This is a genomic window from Hymenobacter sp. (genome assembly GCF_036387835.1).
Taxonomy (GTDB): domain Bacteria; phylum Bacteroidota; class Bacteroidia; order Cytophagales; family Hymenobacteraceae; genus Hymenobacter.
In genome coordinates, this window is sequence record NZ_DASVSY010000097.1 from 1 (window position 1) to 19,826 (window position 19,826).

Genomic DNA, 19,826 nt, shown 5'->3' on the forward strand with positions numbered 1-19,826 from the left:
GGCCACCCTCCGTAAACTCACCCTGCAAGTGCTCACCCAGCAACGCGACGGGTTAAGTCTGGCAAAACGGCGCGTGAAGGCCGCCTACGACATTGACTACCTCAAACAACTCCTTGCGTAAGCTTCATGCGTTTGCCCTGACTTTAAACACAACCGGTAGGCTATCACGAACATATACTAATGCAAGTGCAATTTCAAGTTGAACTGATCCTACATAGTTACAGGGGAAATAGCTGCGGCACCCGGCGCCGATATTCTTGATATGCCTCGCCGAACTGGGATACTAATTTGCGTTCCTCGAGTTGGACTCCCACTACCACGTACGCTGCCGCGCAACTTCCAAATACCAGCCACGGCAGTGTTGGATGCAACAATACCCAACCTGTTAGTCCGACCAATATTCCTAAGTAAAGCGGGTGCCTGACCACCGCGTTGAGTCCGGTTGTGCGCAGAGGCCCGGCTCCGGCGCCAGAACCGTGTCGTACGTAGCGCCAGCCAGCAAACTCGCCTAGGTCGTACCCCCGCAGCGCTAGCACAGCCAAAACCAAGCCCGCCACCAGCAACCCACCACCCGCAACAGACAGCCCCACTGTGCCCTTCCACAACGGAGCAGCGGGTAGCAGCCCCTGATAGTGCAGCACAGCTAAAAACAGCCATACCGACAGCTGATTATAGGCGAGCCGGTAGAACCGTACCGCCGCCGGCCACCGACCGAACACGGCAGCTTTCAAGCTAGGAGCCGCCAATAAGCTGTGCACACAATAATACAGAACCCAACAGACAACAAGAATCGCCAACATAATAGAAACAAACGAAGAAAGAGCTAGTTTTGGATTTGGTCATAATGCAAAAAGACTGCCTCCGTTTCGGAAGGCAGCCTTTTTGCATTATGCTTCTATGCGCTTTGAACGCGCAGCCACTAGATTAATTAGTCGTGGGCGGTGGTGGCAGGGCCGCTGGTCGTCTTATCGCCAAACTCTTGGTGGCGGGTGCGTAACGTGTGGTCCAGCTCCACGCTGCCTTCCGACTCGAAGCCGGGCCCTGAGGCTATCTCGCCCGCATTGGTGTGGTCGTTGCCACCTTGGGGCTCGGTTTCGCTGCCCCCGATGTGCAGATTTTCGAGCTGGTCTTTCTGGTCGCTGCGCTGGGTATAGCCTTGCGCGCCCATATTGCGGTAGGCCGAAGGATCATTGGCTTCTTTGCCGTTGCTTTGGTCGGCTTTGTAAGCTTTTTCTTCTTCGAGCTGCTCGTTGTAAGGGGCTGGCTGGTTTTCGGTGATCTGGCTGTTTTCTTTGTCTTCGTCGTTGACCTCGTCTTTGCCGAACAATTTGTTAAGTATCATGAGCGTGAGAATTAAAGGTGAGGAATTGCCTTTGATTCTTACGGGTGGCAGGTGGTGAGGTTGTAAAGCGCAGGCAATCAGCCTGGGCCGGCACTTCCAGTTTCCTCACGATTGCTTGCTATTTCCGGTCGTTTAGCGTCCAGTCGTAGGTGTAGAAGTCGGTGGTGGCGGTGGCCGGCAGGGGCTTGGCTGTCCGGTACTGGTTGATGTACGCCAGCGTGGATTTGCCGGTGGCCTTGAAATCGGCCTCGTACCACTTGAAAATTTCTGACACCAGCACTTTTTTACCGGCGGCATCTACCCGAATAAACTGCGGGTCCTGCAACACTTTGCGGGCCTGATCGGTTAGTTGGGCTTCGAGGGTGGCTGGAGCGTAGGCTTCGGCCCGCAGCCGGGGGCAGCCCCGCGCCCCGCACACCAAGGCAAAGTGGATACGCGGATCGGCGTACACCTTGCGCAGCTTGTTGTTTTCCAGCTCATTGAGCGTCAGTGGCTCCCCGGCAATAACGTGTTTCTCTTTATCGAAAAAGCCTGGCAACTTCATCACCGACGCCACGGGATACGCATCAACCACCGCTTTAATAACGGTGAGGTTGTAGGCGTTTAAGTAGAAGGCTTTGCGTTCGGGAGCTGAAGCAGCGGCCGCATCAAACGTCTGCACGCGCTGGATCAGCGTGTGCAAGGTGGCCGCGTCGCGGCGGGCGGCGGTGTAGTTCACTTGTCCGTCGGAGGTGACTACTTTTTTCAGGAAGGCGGTAACCTCCTCATGCAGTGAGCGGGGTGCCATGCCAGCCATGACGGGCGAGTTGGCTACCACGAAAATCAACAACACAGCTAGTAAACGGCCAACGGCCAGACGGCGGGTAGCCAGCAAGAAATTCATATAGGAAAGCATGAAAGAGAGACGGACGAGGCACTAACCACAGCACAACAGTAAGTAATATAAGCCTAATGCCGCTTATGAGATTCAAGCTTCGGCACTCAGTGATATTTTCTGCTCAACTTTACGAGAAGTCGCTAGCTGTTGGGTTTTCTACCTCGTATCTTTTTCACTTATGCATTTAATTGTTATCGGTAATGGAATTACGGGCGTCACGGCGGCTGTTACGGCACGGCGGCTGCGCCCCGACGTGCGTATCACGCTGGTATCCGACGAAACTACGCACCACTACTCGCGCACGGCCCTGATGTACGTGTACATGGGCCACTTGCGCTACCAGGATATCAAGCCGTTTGAAGACTGGTTTTGGGTTGAAAACCGTCTGGAACTGGTACAGGCCACTGCTACCAATCTAGACCCGGCGCACAAGCAGCTAAGTTTAAGCACTGGCCAAACCTTGTCCTACGACCAGCTCTTGCTGGCTACCGGCTCGGTGAGCCGCTTGGCCACCTGGCCCGGCCAGCACTTGCGCGGCGTGCAAGGCCTCTACTCCCTACCCGACTTAGAACAAATGACCCGCGACACGCACGGCATCCGGCGGGCCGTGGTGGTAGGCGGCGGGCTGATTGGCATAGAGCTGGCCGAAATGCTGCACACCAAAGGCATCCAGGTCACGATGCTGATACGTGACGACCGATACTGGGCCTCCGTGTTACCCAAACCAGAAGCCGAGCTTATCAACCTTCAGTTGCGCGCCCACGACATCGAGGTCCGCTACCGCACCGAGTTGGCCGAGCTGCTGCCCGACGCCGAAGGCCGCGTGCGAGCCATACGTACCACGGCCGGCGAGGAAATAGAAGCGCAGTGGGTGGGACTGGCCATTGGCGTGCAACCCAATCTGCTGCTGGCTCAAACCGCTGGTATCGAAACCGACCGGGGCATTTTGGTGGATGAGCTGCTGCAAACCAACGTGCCCGGTATTTTTGCGGCCGGCGACTGCGCGCAGCACCGCCAGGCCGGCGCCAATGAGGTGCCTATAGAGCAACTCTGGTACACGGGCCGGGCACAAGGCGAGACGGTCGCGCATACCATTTGCGGCCAGCTTACCCCCTATCGGCGCGGCATTTGGTTTAACTCGGCCAAGTTCTTCAACCTCGAATACCAAACCTACGGCCGCGTACCCGCCGAACTTGTTGAGGGCGAAGAATCGTTTTACTGGCAGCACCCTACTGCTATGCACGCGCTGCGCATCAACTTCCGGCCGGCGGCTAACTTTGCCGTAACGGGCATGAACGCCATGGGCTTGCGGCAGCGCCACGAGGTATGGGAACAGTGGCTGCAAGCCAATACGCCCATCCACGAGGTGCTGCGGGAGTTAGGCGCCGCCAACTTCGATCCGGAATTTTTCCGGCAGCACGAGGCCGCTATGGTGGCGCAGTTCAACAAGCAATTTCCGGCGCAGCCAGTTGTATTGCAGCGCCGCCGAGGATTGTTTGCCCGTTTGCTATCGGCGTCCGGTACTTGAACGGCTGCTTTGGTCGCCGGCACGTTATAGCGCTAGCAACCCAACAGAAGCTCGTCTGAACCAAGGCCAGACTCAGAACAGATTTCTTACCGAACCTCATGGATTTCAACAAACTATACCGACCAAGCGCCCTCAACAGCTTTCAGTTCATTGCCGTGACGGGCCTGATCATGAGCGCCGCGGCGCACCTGATTCTGCATTATTTCACCCACAGCACACCCGTGGGCTTCAACTGGCTCTATGTGTGCTGGATAGGCCTTTATGTGGGCGGCACTCTGCTCAACTACTTTGGCAAGCCCGATGAGCCGCACCATCACCATCATCACCACGATGAGGATGACGACCACGACCATGATACGCACTAAAACTATCGCGCTTGGTGATTAAGCCTGCTCTGTATGGCTATTGGATACTTTTAACCGATTACTTATGTCTTCGCTCACTCTCCCTCAGCCGCCGCTAGTCGACGTATCGGTCACTGAAAAAATCCTGCTAACCGTTATTGGGCTAGGGCTGTTGGCTGTCTCCACGGTGGCCTTTGATGCCGATGCGGAGCGGGCACGGTTCAGCTTGTACGCGGGTTTGGCGCTGATAAGCGGGGGCACGCTCGCCTGGTCTTGGTGGAAATTTGGGCGGGGTGATGCGGGTGTAAAGCAAAACAACCTGTGGTTGCGCAGCAGCACCGCGCGCGGGGCCGTGGCTTGGCTAACAGCTGTGGTGCTCACTGGCTTCTACGTGGTGCTGTACTGGTTCAGTAGCCCCGATGAGCAAGGCAACTTCGGCCCCTTCAACCAGCTCGTGCACGCCCTCGACCCGTTCAGCCAATGGCTGCGCCACAAGCCCGCCGACCAGTGGCTGCTCTACGGTACTTTTTACACCCTGGCCATACTCGTAATGGGTGGTCGGGCGTTGTGGAAGTACCGCCACTCACCGTACCAGCGGATTCGTACGGTTTCGGTGATGTTCTTTCAGCTCGGCTTTGCCTTTTTGCTGCCGGGCTTGCTGCTGGCTTTTCAAAAGCCGGAATACTACTTCAGCTATTTCTGGCCCCTGAAATACGACTATCTGTTTCCGGGCACGGTGAACTACCTGCTGAAGGATGGCGGGCCGGGCCTGGGGGTGTTCCTGGTTTTCTGGAGCGTAGTGATGTCGCTCGTGGGCACCCCTATTCTCACCTACTTCTACGGCAAGCGCTGGTACTGCTCGTGGGTGTGCGGCTGCGGTGGCTTGGCCGAAACTGCCGGCGACCCTTACCGCCACCTTTCCGACAAACGGCGCGGCGCCTGGCGCTGGGAAGTACGCATCATGTACCCCATCCTCGGGTTTATCGTGCTGCTCACGGTTATACTGTGGCTGGCCGCTTCGGGAGCCGTAGCCGCTTTGCAGCCCGTAGCGGAGCCCTTGTCGAAGGCGTATGGGTTTGCAATCGGCTCGGTGTTTTCGGGCGTGGTGGGCGTTGGCTTCTACCCGCTGCTAGGCAACCGCGTATGGTGCCGGTTTGGGTGCCCGATGGCGGCGTATCTGGGGCTGCTGCAGAAGCACTTTTCCCGCTTCCGCATTACCACCAACGGCGCGCAGTGCATCTCGTGCGGTAACTGCTCCAACGTCTGCGAAATGGGCATCGATGTAAAGCAGTACGCGCAGCGCGGGGAGCCCATCATCCGGGCGGCCTGCGTGGGCTGCGGCATGTGCAGCACCGCCTGCCCCCGCGGCGTGCTCAACCTCGAAAACGGTCCCCGCGACGGCCGCTACCAGGCTTCTCCCCTCATCCACGCGGACTCGTTACGGATTTTAAGCTAGGAGGCGACGCCTCTATCTTGAAACTCAACGGCCCTTTCGGTTGCAGCCACTGCTTGATTTCGGTATACAGGAGCTGGTAATCGGTGTCAGGCTGCAAGGCTTCCAGGACGTGGGGAAAGCCAAAATCGTAGTAGAGCACCAAGCCAAACGACGTAACGGCAAAGTCGTAGAAGCGCGGCTCACCGGCTTGCAGCTCTACGGTGCTGGTGCTGTCGTTCCAGTATAGCCGCCGCTTAACGTCGGTCAGCAAATTAGGGTCGGTTTCTATTTGTGGGTAGTCTTTGGGGAGGGTGCGTAGGTGTCCGGTTATGCGGCGGTTGATGGACTGCTGCCAGCGCTGCTGCAGAGCTAGGGTATCGGCCACTAAATCGCGCACTTCCAGCAAACGGCCGGTGCGCAGGTCGAATGTGGCGTGGCGCTTCACCGAGGAAGGGTAGGCTCCGCGATACTCCGAGGTGAACTCCATTGATAATACGCCGTGGTCGTTGTAGAGCACTTCGTATCGGCATTCTGTAAAATCGTTTGTTTTGGCTTCAAATTCGGTGTGCGCCTGCGTAATAGCCGTGTTAACGAGCAGGGGTTGGGGAACATCCTCCAGGTCTTCGCCTAGCGCTGCATCGACCAATCCGAGGTTGATGCGTGCCGCCGCCGCTGCATCGGGTAGTTGTACCTGCGGCACTATAAAACGCCCCTTCACAGAGTCGCTGACACTTACAACAACCGCTTGCTCCACTTTAGGCACTACTGGCTTGGCAACCGGCTTGGCTGTTTTCGATTTGGTTGTCGGGCGGCGAGCAGCAGTTTTAGCTGATGGTTTCGGCGCCTGAGGTAGCTTAGGAGAAACCGATGGCCGGCTAAGAACAGGTATAAGAGGATTTGGCTGCTGCGCCTGCGCAAGAGCGGTAATCAACAACAAGGCGGGGAACAGCCCGTACAGATACCTTTTAACCATAGAAGACAACAATCACACGGAATCGGGTGCAACTTACGGCTTGCCGCCCGAATGCTTGTCTTGCGGAGCAAAATTACCCTCCAGCTTATCCGCCGACTGCTCAGGCTGGTACTGCTGCAAAGGCAGTTGCCGTACTCCGCCGGGTGCCTCGGTAGCTTGGGTTACAGCCTGTGGCATTTTGCTTGCCTCATTCTCAGCGCTCGGCACAACAATACGTAGCGTGTGCGGCTGACTACGATACGTGCTGCCGGATGCTAGCTGCTGCTGTTCCGGCCCGGCTACGGAAGTCAGTACCCGCCCTAGCTTACGGGGCTGTAGCCTGAATTTTTCACTGAGCTTCAGCTGACTTGGAGGCGTTATCTGTGCCTGAACAGAAGTTAAGAAGGCCTGCGAAAACAAAAGAAGCAGCAACGTTTTCATAGGTTCGTTTAGTTTAACTATAATACCCGGCTGCTCTATTGACTTGTTTGCCCCTGAGAAGGTTGCAAGACAAATTTTCTTGTAACTGCTACCGTACAAACGCCAGCAGGGCCTCCAGGAACTGCGGCGTAGCTTCCAGGTGCGGAATGTGCCCTATGCCGGGCAGCGGCACCAGTTTGGCACCTTTGATTTGGGTTGCCGTGCGCTGACCGAGCGCCGGATACTGCCCCATCCGGGCCAGCACTTTCGGGTCTTTGATTAGGCCCTTACCAACCACCGTCCGGTCGGCCTGCCCAATAATAAGCAGTGTGGGCACCGCAACCTGGCTGAACTCGTAGCTCACGGGCTGCTGGTAAATCATGTCGAAGGTGAGGGCATTGGCGCGGGCTACTTTCGGGAAATCAGGGTGGCGGGTTTGGGCTACCAGGGGCAGTAGCCACTCGTCGTGGGCTTTGGGGTAGCCTTTGGGGTAGTAGGTGGCGTGGTACTTCCGGATGCTTTCCTCAGTGCTTTTACGCTCCGTAGCTTCGGCCTGGTCGATGGTTTGGAAGGGCACGCCTACGCGGTAGTCTTCCAGGCCAATGGGGTTTTCGAGCACCAGCTTTTCGGTAGTGCCAGGGTAAAGCAGCGCGAAGCGAGTGGCCAGCATGCCGCCCATACTGTGCCCGACGATGGTGGCCTTCTGAACCCCGAGGGTATCAAGCAGATGCTTGGTGTTGTGGGCTAGTTGGTGGAAGGAGTAGTGAATATCCGGCTTGTCGGACTTGCCAAAGCCTACTTGGTCGGGCACTACTACCCGGAAACCAGCAGCAGTCAGCGCCTTGATGGTTTCGCGCCAATAGGCCCCAAAGAAGTTTTTGCCGTGCAGCAACACCACCGTGCGCCCGTTGGGTTTGGCACTGGCGGGCACGTCCATGTAAGCCATGCGCAGGCGCTGGCCTTCCAACTTGAGGGGCAGCATACGCACCGGAAACGGATACTCGTAGCCGTCGAGGGTGGCATTGAGGGCGGTGGGGGCGGTTTGCGCTACGCTCAGTGTAGCAGTCAACAGGGCAAAGAAGAGCAGTAGAAAGTAGCGGCAGCAAAGCATAAACAGAATCGACAGGATTTTCAATTCTCGGCTTACGCAAAACAGGTGGTTTTGGCGGCCATGCCTAAGCGGCTATCCGAACAGAGCCTGCCATTCCGACGCAGGAGGAATCTGGACAAAGCCGTTGAAAGACCTTAACTCAGGTTCCTCCTGCGTCGGAAGGACAGGCCTGTTCGGATAAGCTCTAAACACCTGAAACCTTGCTCCTCGCTACACTTCGCACTCTTCAAGGCATAGACTTGCTACTGTCCAAGCCCCCCTGCTTGAGGAGCAGCTCGATGGTACGGGTGTCCTCATCGCTCCAAATCACGTTGCGCACATCGTCAAAGCTAAGGACGGAGTGGCCATCAGCTTCGCCGTACTGCGTGTACGTTTCCAGTAGCAGCTCATCTTCGGAAACCCGTACTACGTAGCCGTAGAGGTAGCCTTCGGTTTGGGTTTCGAGCATAACGAGCTGGCGGACTTCCTGCGCCCGCTGGAGCAGCACGGGAATGGTGAGGTACTGGTTTTCCAGGCCGCCGGGCGTGGCGGGCAGGGCATATACCACCTCGGGGTTGTGCTCCTTGAACTCGATCAGGCGCACGTACCGGTCGTCGAAATGCATCTGCGTGACCGTGTTGAGGCTGATGGTCTGGACGCCGGTAGGCAAGCCCTGGCGCGTGATGGTGCGCAGCATCAGCAATTCGGGGTTGTGGCTGAGGACGTAGCCTAGAAACAAACCGTTGCTGGTTCGCAACGATACTACGCGGCGGTTGCGTTGCGCCCGCTGTAGCATATCCGTTCGTAAAGTACCCATCAGGTGATTGTTGATTGTTGGTGGTTGATAGGTGACAGTTGGCGGCTGATTGCTAGAGGTTAATTGTTAAGGGCTTTACTGTCAACCATTAATAACTAACAATCAACAACTAACCATCAACTACCAGCCCGCTGCAAGTCGGCCAGCACCTGGCGGGCATGTGCGACGTGGTCGGTGGCTCGGTTCATTGAATTAAAAATGTAGCGAATCACTCCTTCTTTGTCGATAACGAAAGTGACGCGGCCGGGCAAGATGCCAAGCAGCGCACGGGGCACCTCGTAGAGTTTGCGCACCTGGCCGCTGGTATCGGCGAGCAGCGGGAAAGGCAGGCGGTGCTTTTGAGTGAACTTCTGGTGCGAGGCCTCCGAGTCGGAGCTGACGCCCACCACTTCGGCTCCTAAATCCTGAAAATCCTGGTACTGGTCGCGAAACGAGCAGGCCTCGGCCGTGCAACCGGGTGTGTCGTCTTTCGGGTAGAAATAGAGCACGATGGCGCGCTGTCCCCGCTGGTCGGCCAAGCGGAACGCCTCGCCAGTGGTGGTTTTTAAAGTGAAGTCGGGAGCAATGTCACCAAGCTGGAGCATGAGGATTACCGTTCAGGTTGAAACCGTAAAAGTAGCGTACAAGGCTAGAATTTGAATGAGTAGGATTTTGTGATCTTACAAACCGCATATTTGCAGCTTCCAACGCCTGTTGAAAAGTGAAGCTGGCGCCCAATAACCTGACTACAGTTACTTGAAATTGATAGGATGCCTTTGATTGATGTTATTATTCCGGCTTATAACGAAGAACAGTCGATAGCGAAGGTGCTGGCGGAAATTCCGGCCGGCCTGGTGCGAGAGGTTATTGTGGTCGATAATAATTCGTCCGACCAAACGGGCGCGGTGGCGCGCGCTGCGGGTGCTACCGTGCTTCGCGAGCCCCGGCCTGGCTACGGCCACGCCTGCCTGGCGGGTATGGCCCGCTGCTACGCCCGCCCCGCCCTCGAACAGCCCGAAATCATCGTCTTTTTGGATGGCGACCATTCCGACTATCCCGAGGAGATGCCGCTGCTGCTCGCCCCTATTCTGCGGGGCGAAGCCGATATGGTCATTGGCTCGCGGGCTTTGGGCGAGCGGGAAACGGGCTCCATGATGCCCCAACAAATCTTCGGCAACTGGCTGGCTACCAACTTACTGCGACGCCTCTATGGAGCCCGCTACACCGATTTAGGTCCCTTCCGCGCCATTCGGGCCTCGGCTCTCGCGCGCATCGGTATGCAGGATACCACCTACGGCTGGACCGTGGAAATGCAGCTCAAAGCCGCCAAACTCAAGATTCCGAGTACCGAAGTGGCCGTGCGCTACCGCCGCCGCATCGGCACGAGCAAGGTATCGGGCACGGTACGCGGCACCTTGGGCGCCGGCTACAAAATCATCTGGACAATTTTTCGGTATTTATGAGTTTGGTGCTAGTCGGAAGGAGCTAGGAGCTAGGAGTTAGGAGCTAGGAGGATGTATGTTCTCCTGTCTCCTAGCTCCTTCCGACTAGCTCCTGTCTCCTCGCTCCTCGCTCCTCACTCCCCCCATCTGCATGCTTTTTCTTGAGGTCACGCTGCTGGTGCTTTATGGGTTTTGCCTGATTTTTATTCTGGCCTTCAGCGTTACGCAATTTCGTCTGACCCAAATGGCACGCCGCGCCTACGCGCGCGGGCTGCCTTCCGAGCCGCCCGCCCCAACTTCCTGGCCCCGTGTGACGGTGCAGCTTCCCATCTACAACGAAGTATTCGTGGTGGAGCGCCTGCTCGACACCTGCGCCTTACTCGACTATCCTGCCGACAAGCTCCATCTACAAGTCCTCGACGACTCCACCGATGAAACCGTGGGACTGATAGCGGCCCGGGTAGCGCATTACCGGGCCCGCGGCTTGCGCATCGACCATGTGCGCCGCCCCACCCGCGAAGGTTTCAAGGCCGGGGCATTGCGCTATGGCCTTGAGCTTACCAACGGCGAGTTCATTGCCATTTTCGACGCCGACTTCGTGCCTGAGCCCGACTTCCTGCGTCGAACTATACCCTATTTCGACGCGCCTGATGTGGGCGTGGTGCAAACCCGATGGGGTCATCTCAACGAAAAATATTCCATGCTAACCGAGCTGCAAGCTTTTGGCTTGAATGCTCACTTTTACCTCGAACAGGTAGGCCGCACCAGCGGCGGGCACTTCATCAACTTCAACGGTACCGGCGGCGTGTGGCGGCGCGCCTGCATCGAAGACGCCGGCGGCTGGCACACTGATACTCTCACTGAAGACCTAGACCTAAGCTACCGGGCCCAACTGCGCGGCTGGCGCTTTCGCTACTTGCCCCAAGTGGTGGCCCCCGCCGAGCTGCCCGCCGCCATGGACGCTTTGAAGTCGCAGCAGTTTCGCTGGACCAAGGGCGCGGCTGAAACGGCCCGTAAGCACTTAGGCACGGTGCTGCGCTCCAACCAAACCACGGCTACCAAGTGGCACGCCGCGTCGCATTTGCTTAACAGCACCGTGTTCGTGGCTATTATGCTGATGGCGGTGATAAGTGTGCCCCTGGTGTTCGTGCGCGTCGACTTGCCACAGCTCAAACCCTTGCTGCAACTGTCGTCGGTGTTTCTGCTGCCCTACGTGCCCCTGGTTTACTATTACTACAGCAGCTGGCGCCTCGACCAGCCAACTACTTCCGGCTGGTGGTTCACGCCTAAGTTCCTGCTGTTTATGTCGATGTCGATGGGCCTGACGCTGCACAATACGCGGGCCGTGCTGCTAGGCTGGTTCGGCAAGCAATCGGCCTTTATCCGGACGCCTAAGCTGGGGCTCGTCAACCGACAAGGCACCTGGCGGGGCCGCCGCTACCGCACGGGCTCTCTCCTCGATGGCCTCACGCTCTCAGAGGGGCTGCTTTCCTTGTACTTCGCGTTTGGTATCGGGGCCGGGCTATACCTTGGCGACTGGGGCCTGATCCCCTTCCACCTGATGCTGATGGCCGGCTATGGTTTAACTTTCTACTACTCGATGCGGCACCGGAAGTAGGCAGAGGCTAGCTACAAGAAAAATGTAGCGCGGAACGGAAGCCACAGGATTTCCGCGCTACAATGCGTATATCGTTGCCAATTCCTTTGAAGGCCACGAGCCTGTCAGTACTTCCCGCCCTTGTTTAATTGGTCCGCCACTCGTTTTCTTCAGCTACTGGCCCTGCTCCTCTCGGCACTTGCCTACGGAGCCTTGGCGTATGTCACTCCTAGAACGCAGTTCGGACAGTTGCTAGGGTTGCTGGCTGTGGCGTTTGGCTTGTACATCTACTTACTGAAGACGCGCCTACCATTGCGGGCGGGGCTGCTAGCGGCGCTGCTGCTGCGGCTGCTCTGGCTTCTCGCCCTCCCCGGCCTCTCCGACGACTACCACCGCTTCCGCTGGGACGGCCTACTGGTGGCCCAAGGCGTCAACCCCTTCCAATACCGGCCCGACGAGGTACTCGCCAATCCTGTCAAAGCCAGAGTCACCCCTTCCGATTCTACTATTTCTCAGCAATCAACCTTCAAGCAGCAACTACCCGCAGCAGTTAATCAACAGCTAGAAATACTGTACCCTAAGCTGAATTCGCCGCACTATTACTCGGTGTACCCGCCAGTGTGCCAGGCTGCTTTTGGGCTGGCCTCGGGCATATTCCCAACCAACGAGCGAAGCGCGGTACTGGTGCTGCGGCTGCTGGTACTGCTGGCAGAAGCAGGTTCGGCGGCGCTGCTGCTGGCACTGCTGCGCGTCTTCGGGCAGACGCTTGATCGGGCGCTGTGGTACCTGCTCAATCCGCTGGTGGTGGTGGAGCTAACCGGCAACCTGCACTTTGAAGCCTTTGTAATTTGCTTTACACTGCTGGCACTTTGGCTGCTGGTGCGAGGGCAGCGATACTGGTCGGCGGGGGCATTAGGGTTGGCGGTGGGCACCAAGTTGCTGCCGCTCCTGATGCTGCCCTTGCTGGTGCGGCGGTTAGGCTGGCAGCAATTTGCGCGTTACTCGGCAGTAACAGGCCTTGTTGTAGCCCTGCTTTTTTTACCTTTATTTTCCCTTGATTTACTGCGTAATATCAATAGCAGCCTCACGCTTTACTTCAGCAAGTTCGAGTTCAATGCCAGCGTGTATTATGTTGTCCGTGCCATCGGCTACCACCTCACGGGCTACAACGAAATTGCCATCATTGGTCCGGCTTTGGCACGAACTACGGCGGCACTTGCCCTGTTGCTGGCCTGGCGAGAGAAGGCAGCCATTTGGGCGACCTTGCCCCGGACTTTGCTCTTCACGCTCACCATCTACTACTTTCTCGCCATTGTGGTGCACCCGTGGTACCTGGCGCCGCTCGTCGCTCTGAGCGTGTTCACCACTTACCGGTTCGCGCTGGTTTGGTCGGGCATGGTGGTACTGTCTTATGCGGCCTACCAAACCAGCGCCTACCTCGAAAACCCCTGGCTGCTGGCCTTGGAATATTCAACCGTAGTAGGCGTGTTAGTTTGGGAATTAGCAAGCAAGTATCAGTTAGAAACAAAGAATAAAGAGTGAAGAATTGGCCTTACTTGCCCTAATGATAAGACACAAAATAATCCAGTTCTCATTTCTTAGGGTGGGTCCAGTAGGCGTAGCGGCTAACCTTCTTGAGGGTCAGGTTGCGGCCATCCCAAGCGGCTTGGCGGAGGAGCAGATTGGGGTACCTTTTGGCAAACCAATACGTGCTGGTCTTGTCGGGAGCTAACTGCACCCGTACCAGCCAAGCAGGTTCCGGCGTGTCGGCGGCGGGAGCCTCCTGCACTTTAATCTCCGCCTCGTAGTACGTGGGAGGAGTTGCTTTGCTGGTTTGTTGCAACTCGCAAACAGCCGCCTGAAAAGTAGGCAAGGCGGCAAAGCGCAAAGTGCGCAACGTATAAGGCAGTGCATCCTCGAACAGGATGTCGCGGCGCAGATTGCGCTGACCGGCACCCTGCGTATCCCAATACGAGTTGTAGGTTTGCATGTACTGCAAGCCATCATCCAGAAACGCCTTGAACGTGTTGCCGCACCATTCCTGCGACGAAGTCGTGAGTTTGTAGAGCCCTACCGGATTCTCGCGGCGGAAGAACAAGGAAGTCAGGAAATGATACGGGTACTGCTCGGTGGGAATACGGCAGAACTGATTGACCTTCATCACCGGAAACAGGTCGGGCCGCTGGTAGTCGTCGGTCTTGACCTTGTACTGGTCGTTGAACTCTTCCTTCACGGTAATCTGCACGTACTCGAAGCGCCGCACCTTGTCGTACACAATCCGTTCGGCATCGTACACGGCTACCTCTGCCAGGCCATCTTCCCACAGCTTGTTCATCGCCCACAGTTGCTCGAAGTGCGAATCCAAGCGCCTCAAAGCATGGGGCAGTTGCTCGGTTGTAGTCGGCGTTTCTGGCTTGGCGGCCGAGTCCGGCGACGAGCAGCTAGTTAACCCAAGGCCTACTACCAAGCACACCTTTGGCAGCCAAGGCACGATAAGATGACGCATAACGGAAAGTTGAATGTGGCACCTAAGTAAGTGGAAAGCAAACACGTTTCCGCTCACGCTACACCTACCCACTGCCTGCGCGCCACGCTTTTAAGTCGGCCTCGTCGTCTATGTCACGCAACGTAGGAAGCTGTGCTACTCGTAGTCCTAGTCGGTCGGCATCGGCCAGCGTGTGCGCTAATACTAAATCAGTGCTCCAGCTTTTGTTAACAAATAAATCTTCGTATAACTCTCTCATTCCTAGCAAATAATAGCCACCATCTTCAGCTGGACCTATAACTACTTCATGGGTTGCCAGCAATGCGTAAGCTTGGGTCAGTACCTCGGCCGTCAGGCCGGGGCAATCGGTACCGATGATGAGGGCGGCAGTGGCTCCGGCGGCAAAAGCATGCGCGAAAGCCGCTTGCATTTTTTGTCCTAAGTCACCAGGAACCTGTTGTAGCTGCTCGTAGTTGTTCCATGCTTCGGGGAAAGCAACAGCAGCAGCAGAAGGTCCCGCCAGCCACAACGTTTTATAGGCGGCCACGTCAGCTGTTACGCCACACGTGTGGTACAACAACTCCTCGTACACGGCCAGCGCAGCTTCGTCGCCGATGCCCGCCGCTAACCGGGTTTTAACTCGCCCCAACTCTGGATATCGGGCAAAAACAAGCAGGTGGGCCGAGCCGGCCTTGTCTTCAATTGGTGCTGTCATAATAATTTGCCATCAGCGCTGGTATAGCTTACCTGCTACTTGTATACCGGCTGGCCCTTTTTCAACCAGGGGCTCCACAGGGGCGAATAGGGATGAACGTTTTGGGTAGCTCCCTGCTCGTTGTACACCAGCCGCCCTTCGTTCACCCATTGGAAAATGCCCCCGTACAGGTTGCGCACATCCTGAAACCCGAGCGCCTTCAACCGCTCCCCTACCCGCTCGCTCCGGTAACCTACCGAGCAGTAAACCACCACAGTTTGGTTGCGGGGTAGGTCAGCGAAGGTGTTTTTATCGAATGTGTCGAAATCCACAAAGCGGGCGTTGCGTAGGTGGCTTACCTGGTACTCGGCGGGTGTGCGGGTATCGAGGAGAAGCACGGCCTTGGGCTTTTTCTCCAATAGGATTGCTAGTTGGGCCGGGCGCACGACCGGCACTGTGTTGCGGTAGAGGGTCCGCAGCATTCGGTCGTAGGTGGTAGGATTGTTGCCGTCGGTTTGCCCACAGGCGGGCACCGTTAGCAGGACCAGCAGCAAGGCAAAAAGCCGAACGGGACGTATAGCCGCCAAGTAGCAGTGAGACACTTTTGTCATCGAGAATCCTGTGAGCATGCGCCGCTTACCTTAAAAGCCACATCAGGTAGTGGCACCACCGCAACTAGAGCCGGCCCCGGCCGTGCAGCCGTAGCAGTGTTGATTTACAACGATAGCACGCGCATTAAGAGCTGCTTTGTTGAAGTCGCGGATGTGTTGGGGCGCGTGGTTGTCCACGGGCAGTTCCAGCATCTGGTTGAAGTCGCAGTCGTAGAGCTGGCCGTCCCACCCAATGCTCAGGGTCGAGCGGCACATCACGTTGGCCGCGGCGGCGGGGTTGTAGGCCGCTATCAGCTTCTCCATGTAGCCGAGGTAGTTGCCGCTTTCCAGCAGATACTCCAGAAAACGGCTGATAGGCAGGTTGGTAATAGTAAGCAGGCTGTTGAACACCACCCCGTGCTCGCGCAACAGCCGCTGCTTGAATTCGCGCTCCAGCCCAACCTGGCTGCCTGGCAAAAATGCTCCCGACGGGTTATACACCAAGTCCAGCGACAAGCCCGAACCCTCCACCCCGTATCCTACCTCGTTGAGCATCCGCAGCGCCCGAATAGAGCGCCCAAACACCCCGTCGCCGCGCTGCGCATCGGTACGGCCAGCGGAAAAGTGGGGCAACGAGGAAACAACGCGCACGCCATGCCGGGCAAAAAACTCAGGTAAGTCGTGGTACTTGGGGTTGGCTACGATGATGGTTAGGTTGCAACGCACAATGGTCTGCCGACCTAGCGCCGCAATTTGCTCCACCAGCCACCGAAAATCCGGATTCATTTCCGGCGCACCACCGGTCAGGTCCACCACGTCGATATTGGTTTGCGCCAGCGCGTCGAGGCAGAGCTGCATGGTTTCGCGGGTCATGATTTCGGTGCGGTCGGGGCCGGCGTCTACGTGGCAGTGGCGGCAGGTTTGGTTGCACATTTTGCCCACGTTGATCTGCATTACCGTCATGCCGGTCGGACGCAGCGGCAACAGCCCGGTTTCGCGGAGCTTACGGGCAAAAGGCATTACGTGCGCCCCCTCCGCATCGGCCTGCGAAAGTACCGTGAGTTGGTAGCCAGTATCAGCCAACGGATGGTGCTGAGCGTGAAGACTTTTCATAAATCGCTGATTTGCGCTGATTAATCGTGATTTCGCTGATTTCGCCTTGTTCTGGTTCTCGAAATAGAAACGGAGTTGGGAGGCATCTAAGAGATAAGTTGGCGTTGGCTTTTTATGAAGCGCTTGAATTGTAAGCTCTTTTCGCCGAAGTTGAAAAGCAAGCCTACTTCCAGGCGAAAGGCTTTTAGGTAGTTGATTGTTTGAGCATGGTGTAGCGTGGTTGGTTCGTGAGTTGCTTTTAATTCAACTAGTACCGCATTGTCAACCAGAATATCCACCCGCCGTACGCCTACTATTTCGTCGCGGTAGAATACGGTTCTATCAACCTCTCGCTGGAACACCAAACCGGCATATTTCATTGCTTCCAGGCTGCGCTGATGAATAAGTTCGGGAAACCTATTACTTAAAGCTCCATGAACCTGCATCGCATACCTAATAAGCTTCTCCGTAAGCACCGACTGAGCACACCTATTGTCGATCATAGCACACTAATAATTTACTACCTGCTATTCGAAGATTGGTATGAATAGTCTTGTAGCAAAACACCCAAACCAACCGCCGAATAGCAGGTAGCAACTCAATAAGCCAACTACGTAACATCAAAGCACTGGAGTAGCCCTATTTGAAAAGTAGGTATGCAAAAATCAAAAGGATTCTTTAGACACACCCACTACGAATCAACGAGCAATAACCAGCGAAATCACGACTAATCAGCGCAAATCAGTGATTTACATCGAAAGCTCCTTGGCTTTGTTCATCATTTGTACGCCGTGTACTAGTGCAGCGCCACCCTTAATGGCCGCGGCCACGTGTACGGCTTCCATCATTTGGGCTTCGTCGGCTCCTTTCTGCAGCGAGTCGGTGGTGTAGGCATCAATGCAGTAGGGGCACTGTACGGCGTGTGCTACGGCCAGTGCAATCAGAGACTTTTCGCGCTCAGAAAGGGCTCCGTCTTTGAACACCTCTGCGTAGTACGCAAAAAATTTGTTGCCCATTTCCGGCTGCCACTCCGTGATGTTACCAAACTTAGCGAGGTCAGCCGGATTGTAGTAGGTTGATTTTTCCATGGGTTTATCCGCAATACGCAGCTTTTAAAGAGTAAGATTGAGAGAAAGAAAAGATGAAATCAGTAACTAGGCGCACCAGAAGCACTAGCTAAAACGGCTCCTAATTAAGAACAATTAATGGTAGTGGGTTGAGCGGCACTGTAGAAAACCATGACAAGCACAAATACGAGTAGCTGCATTAGTCTCCTTTAGCAGCCAGGCATACTACATAAAAAGGAGCCAGGAAATATGTTTCCTGGCTCCTTCTTCTTGTGAGGACAAATGCTTTAGATGTTACCTACCACCGTCATGGTTGATAGTGTAGGTGTAGGGCTGCCACCGATGTTTTCAACGGTCATGGCAAAGGCTTGAGCACTGGTAATGTCTTTCATTTGCTGCAACTCCTCGCCGGCGGCGGTGGCCGCGGCTAGTACCCCCGCATCAACTGGTTTCCCTTGGTCGAGGGCCCATAGCTGGTACTGCTTGCCTGCCGGGGGCTTAGGCAAACTGCGCACGTCCACATAAACAGCGCGCGTAGCGGGGTTGTAGAGCACCCGGGCTTTCGCCGTAGGGGCCGCCGGTGTACCGGCCAGCGTCACGTGCCGAAACCGCTCGTCGCGTAGTACGGCCAATTCCTGACGCTGCGTGGTTAGGGTCTTTTGCGAAGCTTGCTGCGTAGCCGCAAAACGGGCCTGCTCGTTCTGCACCGCAAACAACTCCGACTGCGTGTGCTGCCAGCGGTTGTAGAGCATGTAGTTGCCGCCCAAGCTAAGGAGCAAGGCCACCGAGGCCGCCATCAGCCAGCCAAATCCACGGGCTGGTGCCTGCGTTGATATGGGTTCAGGGGCAGTGGTGATGGGCCGCACGACGGGCTCGGGAGCGGGCGTGCTAACCGGCGGCAGCGTAGCGGCCACGGGCGGCGGAGTTACGGTAGAGGCGGCAGTCATGGGTACCACCGGAGTTGTACTCTTTTCAGAATCCTGCGCGTGGATAGCCTGCTGCCAACCCGCTAATACCCGCTCCCGCATGTCGGCCGGAGGCGTTAGCGAGTGCGCTTCGGCATAGGCATCAAGGCCCATAACGATGGCATCTAGTTCGTGGCGAATTTCCGGATGAATGGCCGCCAGCCGCTCCACTTCAGAGCGCTCGGCATCCGATAATATGCCCAATGCATATTCTTCGAGAATGCCTGATTCGATGTATTGCTGAGTGTCCACGGCTATCGAATCAATTTAGAAAGTACTTTAATAGCAGCGCGGGCGCGGGTTTTCACCGTTCCAAGAGGCAAATTCAATTCTTCGGCTACTTCACTTTGGGTGTACCCTCCGAAGTACAGCATATCAACGACCTGCTGTTGGTCGGGGTTAAGTTTTTTGGTCATTTCCTGCAAGCCGATGTGCTCGGGCCGGAACGTGGGCGATGCGGGCTCACGTACTGCGGCGCTGTCCTCAAGCGGTTGTGTACGACTACCTACGCGGTATTGTCGAGACCGGATTTTATCAATAGCTAAATTCCGGCATACATTCATTACCCACGTAAAGAGTCGTCCCTTTCCAGCATCGTAAGAGCTGAAAGAGTTCCAGATTTTGACCATGCTTTCTTGCAGCACATCCTCGGCTTCCTCTTCTTTCTTGACAATGCGCATAATCACACCGTAGAGGGCCGCCGAGTAGCGGTCATAGAATAAAGTCATCGCCGACTCATCTCGGTCGCGCAAGCGCTGCACCAGTAAGTCCTCGTCGGAGAGAGAGGGTACGGCTTCGGGGGGAATTACATTCACGGGCAGCAAGGAAGTTAAACGAAGAGCAATAAACAGGCCCTCCGCCGGACGAAAGTACACTTCTAACGCATTTGTTTTGAAACTCAACGCTCAAAATCATACAGGAGCTTCGTAATGTGCATGCTACGGCTACATTTTGCGGTTAGTTTCACGTGTGGGAAAGAGGTGAGGTGGTGAAGTTGTGAAAGGTGAAGTTGTGAGGTGGTACCACGATCTTTCCCGTCGCGGTACCACTATCGTTGAACAAGACGTAAGCAGGCTTCAGCAAAGACGGTTGTTCAACGATAATGGTAGC

Annotated in this window: 22 protein-coding genes; 6 read left to right on the top strand and 16 right to left on the bottom strand. The window is 56.2% G+C overall.

Annotated features, from left to right (window positions below):
- Window positions 1-218 precede the first annotated feature (218 nt).
- The 3 genes from VF639_RS18520 to VF639_RS18530 all read right to left on the bottom strand — a co-directional run bounded on the left by VF639_RS18520 (window position 219) and on the right by VF639_RS18530 (window position 2,225).
- Entirely contained in the window at window positions 219-800 is a 582-nt protein-coding gene (locus VF639_RS18520) for a methyltransferase family protein (protein WP_331147423.1), read from the bottom strand.
- Between the two features lie 128 nt (window positions 801-928).
- Window positions 929-1,342, bottom strand: coding sequence for a hypothetical protein (locus VF639_RS18525; RefSeq protein ID WP_331147424.1), 414 nt, complete (start codon window positions 1,340-1,342; stop codon window positions 929-931).
- Between the two features lie 118 nt (window positions 1,343-1,460).
- Window positions 1,461-2,225, bottom strand: coding sequence for a DUF547 domain-containing protein (locus tag VF639_RS18530; RefSeq protein ID WP_331147425.1), 765 nt, complete (start codon window positions 2,223-2,225; stop codon window positions 1,461-1,463).
- Window positions 2,226-2,397: 172 nt separating this feature from the next.
- Between VF639_RS18530 and VF639_RS18535 the strand changes: the two genes are divergently transcribed.
- From VF639_RS18535 to VF639_RS18545, 3 genes are all read left to right on the top strand, one after another.
- The gene (locus VF639_RS18535) at window positions 2,398-3,747 is read left to right on the top strand and encodes an NAD(P)/FAD-dependent oxidoreductase (RefSeq protein ID WP_331147426.1); all 1,350 of its coding nucleotides are present in this window, start codon (window positions 2,398-2,400) and stop codon (window positions 3,745-3,747) included.
- Between the two features lie 98 nt (window positions 3,748-3,845).
- Window positions 3,846-4,112, top strand: coding sequence for a hypothetical protein (locus VF639_RS18540; protein WP_331147427.1), 267 nt, complete (start codon window positions 3,846-3,848; stop codon window positions 4,110-4,112).
- A gap of 64 nt (window positions 4,113-4,176) precedes the next feature.
- Window positions 4,177-5,547, top strand: coding sequence for a 4Fe-4S binding protein (locus VF639_RS18545; protein ID WP_331147428.1), 1,371 nt, complete (start codon window positions 4,177-4,179; stop codon window positions 5,545-5,547).
- Here VF639_RS18545 and VF639_RS18550 read toward each other — a convergent pair.
- From VF639_RS18550 to VF639_RS18570, 5 genes are all read right to left on the bottom strand, one after another.
- Window positions 5,513-6,457, bottom strand: a complete 945-nt coding sequence (locus VF639_RS18550) for a hypothetical protein (protein WP_331147429.1) — start codon at window positions 6,455-6,457, stop codon at window positions 5,513-5,515. The two genes, VF639_RS18545 and VF639_RS18550, sit on opposite strands and share 35 nt — an antisense overlap.
- Window positions 6,458-6,532: 75 nt before the next feature.
- Window positions 6,533-6,919 (bottom strand): hypothetical protein, encoded by a 387-nt coding sequence (locus VF639_RS18555; RefSeq protein ID WP_331147430.1) that lies wholly within the window; start codon window positions 6,917-6,919, stop codon window positions 6,533-6,535.
- An 88-nt stretch (window positions 6,920-7,007) separates the two neighbouring features.
- A complete protein-coding gene (locus VF639_RS18560) occupies window positions 7,008-8,033 on the bottom strand; it encodes an alpha/beta fold hydrolase (protein WP_331147431.1) in 1,026 nt (341 codons plus the stop codon).
- Window positions 8,034-8,235: 202 nt separating this feature from the next.
- Window positions 8,236-8,805: a hypothetical protein gene (locus tag VF639_RS18565; RefSeq protein WP_331147432.1), complete on the bottom strand. Its 570-nt coding sequence runs from the start codon at window positions 8,803-8,805 to the stop codon at window positions 8,236-8,238.
- Window positions 8,806-8,921: 116 nt separating this feature from the next.
- Window positions 8,922-9,389: a peroxiredoxin gene (locus tag VF639_RS18570; protein ID WP_331147433.1), complete on the bottom strand. Its 468-nt coding sequence runs from the start codon at window positions 9,387-9,389 to the stop codon at window positions 8,922-8,924.
- Window positions 9,390-9,554: 165 nt separating this feature from the next.
- Here VF639_RS18570 and VF639_RS18575 point away from each other — a divergent pair, with 165 nt between their 5' ends.
- The 3 genes from VF639_RS18575 to VF639_RS18585 all read left to right on the top strand — a co-directional run bounded on the left by VF639_RS18575 (window position 9,555) and on the right by VF639_RS18585 (window position 13,365).
- A complete protein-coding gene (locus tag VF639_RS18575) occupies window positions 9,555-10,247 on the top strand; it encodes a glycosyltransferase family 2 protein (protein WP_331147434.1) in 693 nt (230 codons plus the stop codon).
- A 130-nt stretch (window positions 10,248-10,377) separates the two neighbouring features.
- Window positions 10,378-11,844 carry a cellulose synthase family protein gene (locus VF639_RS18580; protein WP_331147435.1) on the top strand — a complete coding sequence of 489 codons (1,467 nt, stop codon included), beginning with the start codon at window positions 10,378-10,380 and terminating at the stop codon, window positions 11,842-11,844.
- Between the two features lie 120 nt (window positions 11,845-11,964).
- Window positions 11,965-13,365 carry an MptA/MptB family glycosyltransferase gene (locus VF639_RS18585; RefSeq protein ID WP_331147436.1) on the top strand — a complete coding sequence of 467 codons (1,401 nt, stop codon included), beginning with the start codon at window positions 11,965-11,967 and terminating at the stop codon, window positions 13,363-13,365.
- 49 nt (window positions 13,366-13,414) lie between these two features.
- Here VF639_RS18585 and VF639_RS18590 read toward each other — a convergent pair whose 3' ends face one another.
- The 8 genes from VF639_RS18590 to VF639_RS18625 form a co-directional block, all read right to left on the bottom strand.
- Window positions 13,415-14,329, bottom strand: a complete 915-nt coding sequence (locus tag VF639_RS18590; protein ID WP_331147437.1) for a hypothetical protein — start codon at window positions 14,327-14,329, stop codon at window positions 13,415-13,417.
- A 64-nt stretch (window positions 14,330-14,393) separates the two neighbouring features.
- Complete coding sequence (locus VF639_RS18595) at window positions 14,394-15,023, bottom strand: TIGR04282 family arsenosugar biosynthesis glycosyltransferase (protein ID WP_331147438.1); 630 nt, start codon at window positions 15,021-15,023, stop codon at window positions 14,394-14,396.
- 35 nt (window positions 15,024-15,058) lie between these two features.
- Window positions 15,059-15,613 carry a rhodanese-like domain-containing protein gene (locus VF639_RS18600; RefSeq protein WP_331147439.1) on the bottom strand — a complete coding sequence of 185 codons (555 nt, stop codon included), beginning with the start codon at window positions 15,611-15,613 and terminating at the stop codon, window positions 15,059-15,061.
- A gap of 42 nt (window positions 15,614-15,655) precedes the next feature.
- Window positions 15,656-16,705: an arsenosugar biosynthesis radical SAM (seleno)protein ArsS gene (gene arsS, locus VF639_RS18605; RefSeq protein ID WP_331147440.1), complete on the bottom strand. Its 1,050-nt coding sequence runs from the start codon at window positions 16,703-16,705 to the stop codon at window positions 15,656-15,658.
- 86 nt (window positions 16,706-16,791) lie between these two features.
- On the bottom strand, window positions 16,792-17,187 hold the full coding sequence (locus tag VF639_RS18610; protein WP_331147441.1) for a GxxExxY protein: 396 nt from the start codon (window positions 17,185-17,187) through the stop codon (window positions 16,792-16,794).
- A 246-nt stretch (window positions 17,188-17,433) separates the two neighbouring features.
- Window positions 17,434-17,772: an arsenosugar biosynthesis-associated peroxidase-like protein gene (locus VF639_RS18615; RefSeq protein WP_331147442.1), complete on the bottom strand. Its 339-nt coding sequence runs from the start codon at window positions 17,770-17,772 to the stop codon at window positions 17,434-17,436.
- Window positions 17,773-18,038: 266 nt separating this feature from the next.
- Entirely contained in the window at window positions 18,039-18,968 is a 930-nt protein-coding gene (locus VF639_RS18620; RefSeq protein WP_331147443.1) for an anti-sigma factor, read from the bottom strand.
- Between the two features lie 2 nt (window positions 18,969-18,970).
- Window positions 18,971-19,531: an RNA polymerase sigma factor gene (locus VF639_RS18625; RefSeq protein WP_331147444.1), complete on the bottom strand. Its 561-nt coding sequence runs from the start codon at window positions 19,529-19,531 to the stop codon at window positions 18,971-18,973.
- Window positions 19,532-19,826 lie beyond the last annotated feature (295 nt).

Excerpts from the sequence above, each read along its gene's own strand:
- VF639_RS18520 (WP_331147423.1), bottom strand. The coding sequence starts at position 800 with ATGTTGGCGATTCTTGTTGTCTGTTGGGTTCTGTATTATTGTGTGCAC.
- VF639_RS18525 (WP_331147424.1), bottom strand. The coding sequence starts at position 1,342 with ATGATACTTAACAAATTGTTCGGCAAAGACGAGGTCAACGACGAAGAC.
- VF639_RS18530 (WP_331147425.1), bottom strand. The coding sequence starts at position 2,225 with ATGAATTTCTTGCTGGCTACCCGCCGTCTGGCCGTTGGCCGTTTACTA.
- VF639_RS18535 (WP_331147426.1), top strand. The coding sequence starts at position 2,398 with ATGCATTTAATTGTTATCGGTAATGGAATTACGGGCGTCACGGCGGCT.
- VF639_RS18540 (WP_331147427.1), top strand. The coding sequence starts at position 3,846 with ATGGATTTCAACAAACTATACCGACCAAGCGCCCTCAACAGCTTTCAG.
- VF639_RS18545 (WP_331147428.1), top strand. The coding sequence starts at position 4,177 with ATGTCTTCGCTCACTCTCCCTCAGCCGCCGCTAGTCGACGTATCGGTC.
- VF639_RS18555 (WP_331147430.1), bottom strand. The coding sequence starts at position 6,919 with ATGAAAACGTTGCTGCTTCTTTTGTTTTCGCAGGCCTTCTTAACTTCT.
- VF639_RS18565 (WP_331147432.1), bottom strand. The coding sequence starts at position 8,805 with ATGGGTACTTTACGAACGGATATGCTACAGCGGGCGCAACGCAACCGC.
- VF639_RS18570 (WP_331147433.1), bottom strand. The coding sequence starts at position 9,389 with ATGCTCCAGCTTGGTGACATTGCTCCCGACTTCACTTTAAAAACCACC.
- VF639_RS18575 (WP_331147434.1), top strand. The coding sequence starts at position 9,555 with ATGCCTTTGATTGATGTTATTATTCCGGCTTATAACGAAGAACAGTCG.
- VF639_RS18580 (WP_331147435.1), top strand. The coding sequence starts at position 10,378 with ATGCTTTTTCTTGAGGTCACGCTGCTGGTGCTTTATGGGTTTTGCCTG.
- VF639_RS18590 (WP_331147437.1), bottom strand. The coding sequence starts at position 14,329 with ATGCGTCATCTTATCGTGCCTTGGCTGCCAAAGGTGTGCTTGGTAGTA.
- VF639_RS18595 (WP_331147438.1), bottom strand. The coding sequence starts at position 15,023 with ATGACAGCACCAATTGAAGACAAGGCCGGCTCGGCCCACCTGCTTGTT.
- VF639_RS18600 (WP_331147439.1), bottom strand. The coding sequence starts at position 15,613 with ATGACAAAAGTGTCTCACTGCTACTTGGCGGCTATACGTCCCGTTCGG.
- arsS (WP_331147440.1), bottom strand. The coding sequence starts at position 16,705 with ATGAAAAGTCTTCACGCTCAGCACCATCCGTTGGCTGATACTGGCTAC.
- VF639_RS18610 (WP_331147441.1), bottom strand. The coding sequence starts at position 17,187 with ATGATCGACAATAGGTGTGCTCAGTCGGTGCTTACGGAGAAGCTTATT.
- VF639_RS18615 (WP_331147442.1), bottom strand. The coding sequence starts at position 17,772 with ATGGAAAAATCAACCTACTACAATCCGGCTGACCTCGCTAAGTTTGGT.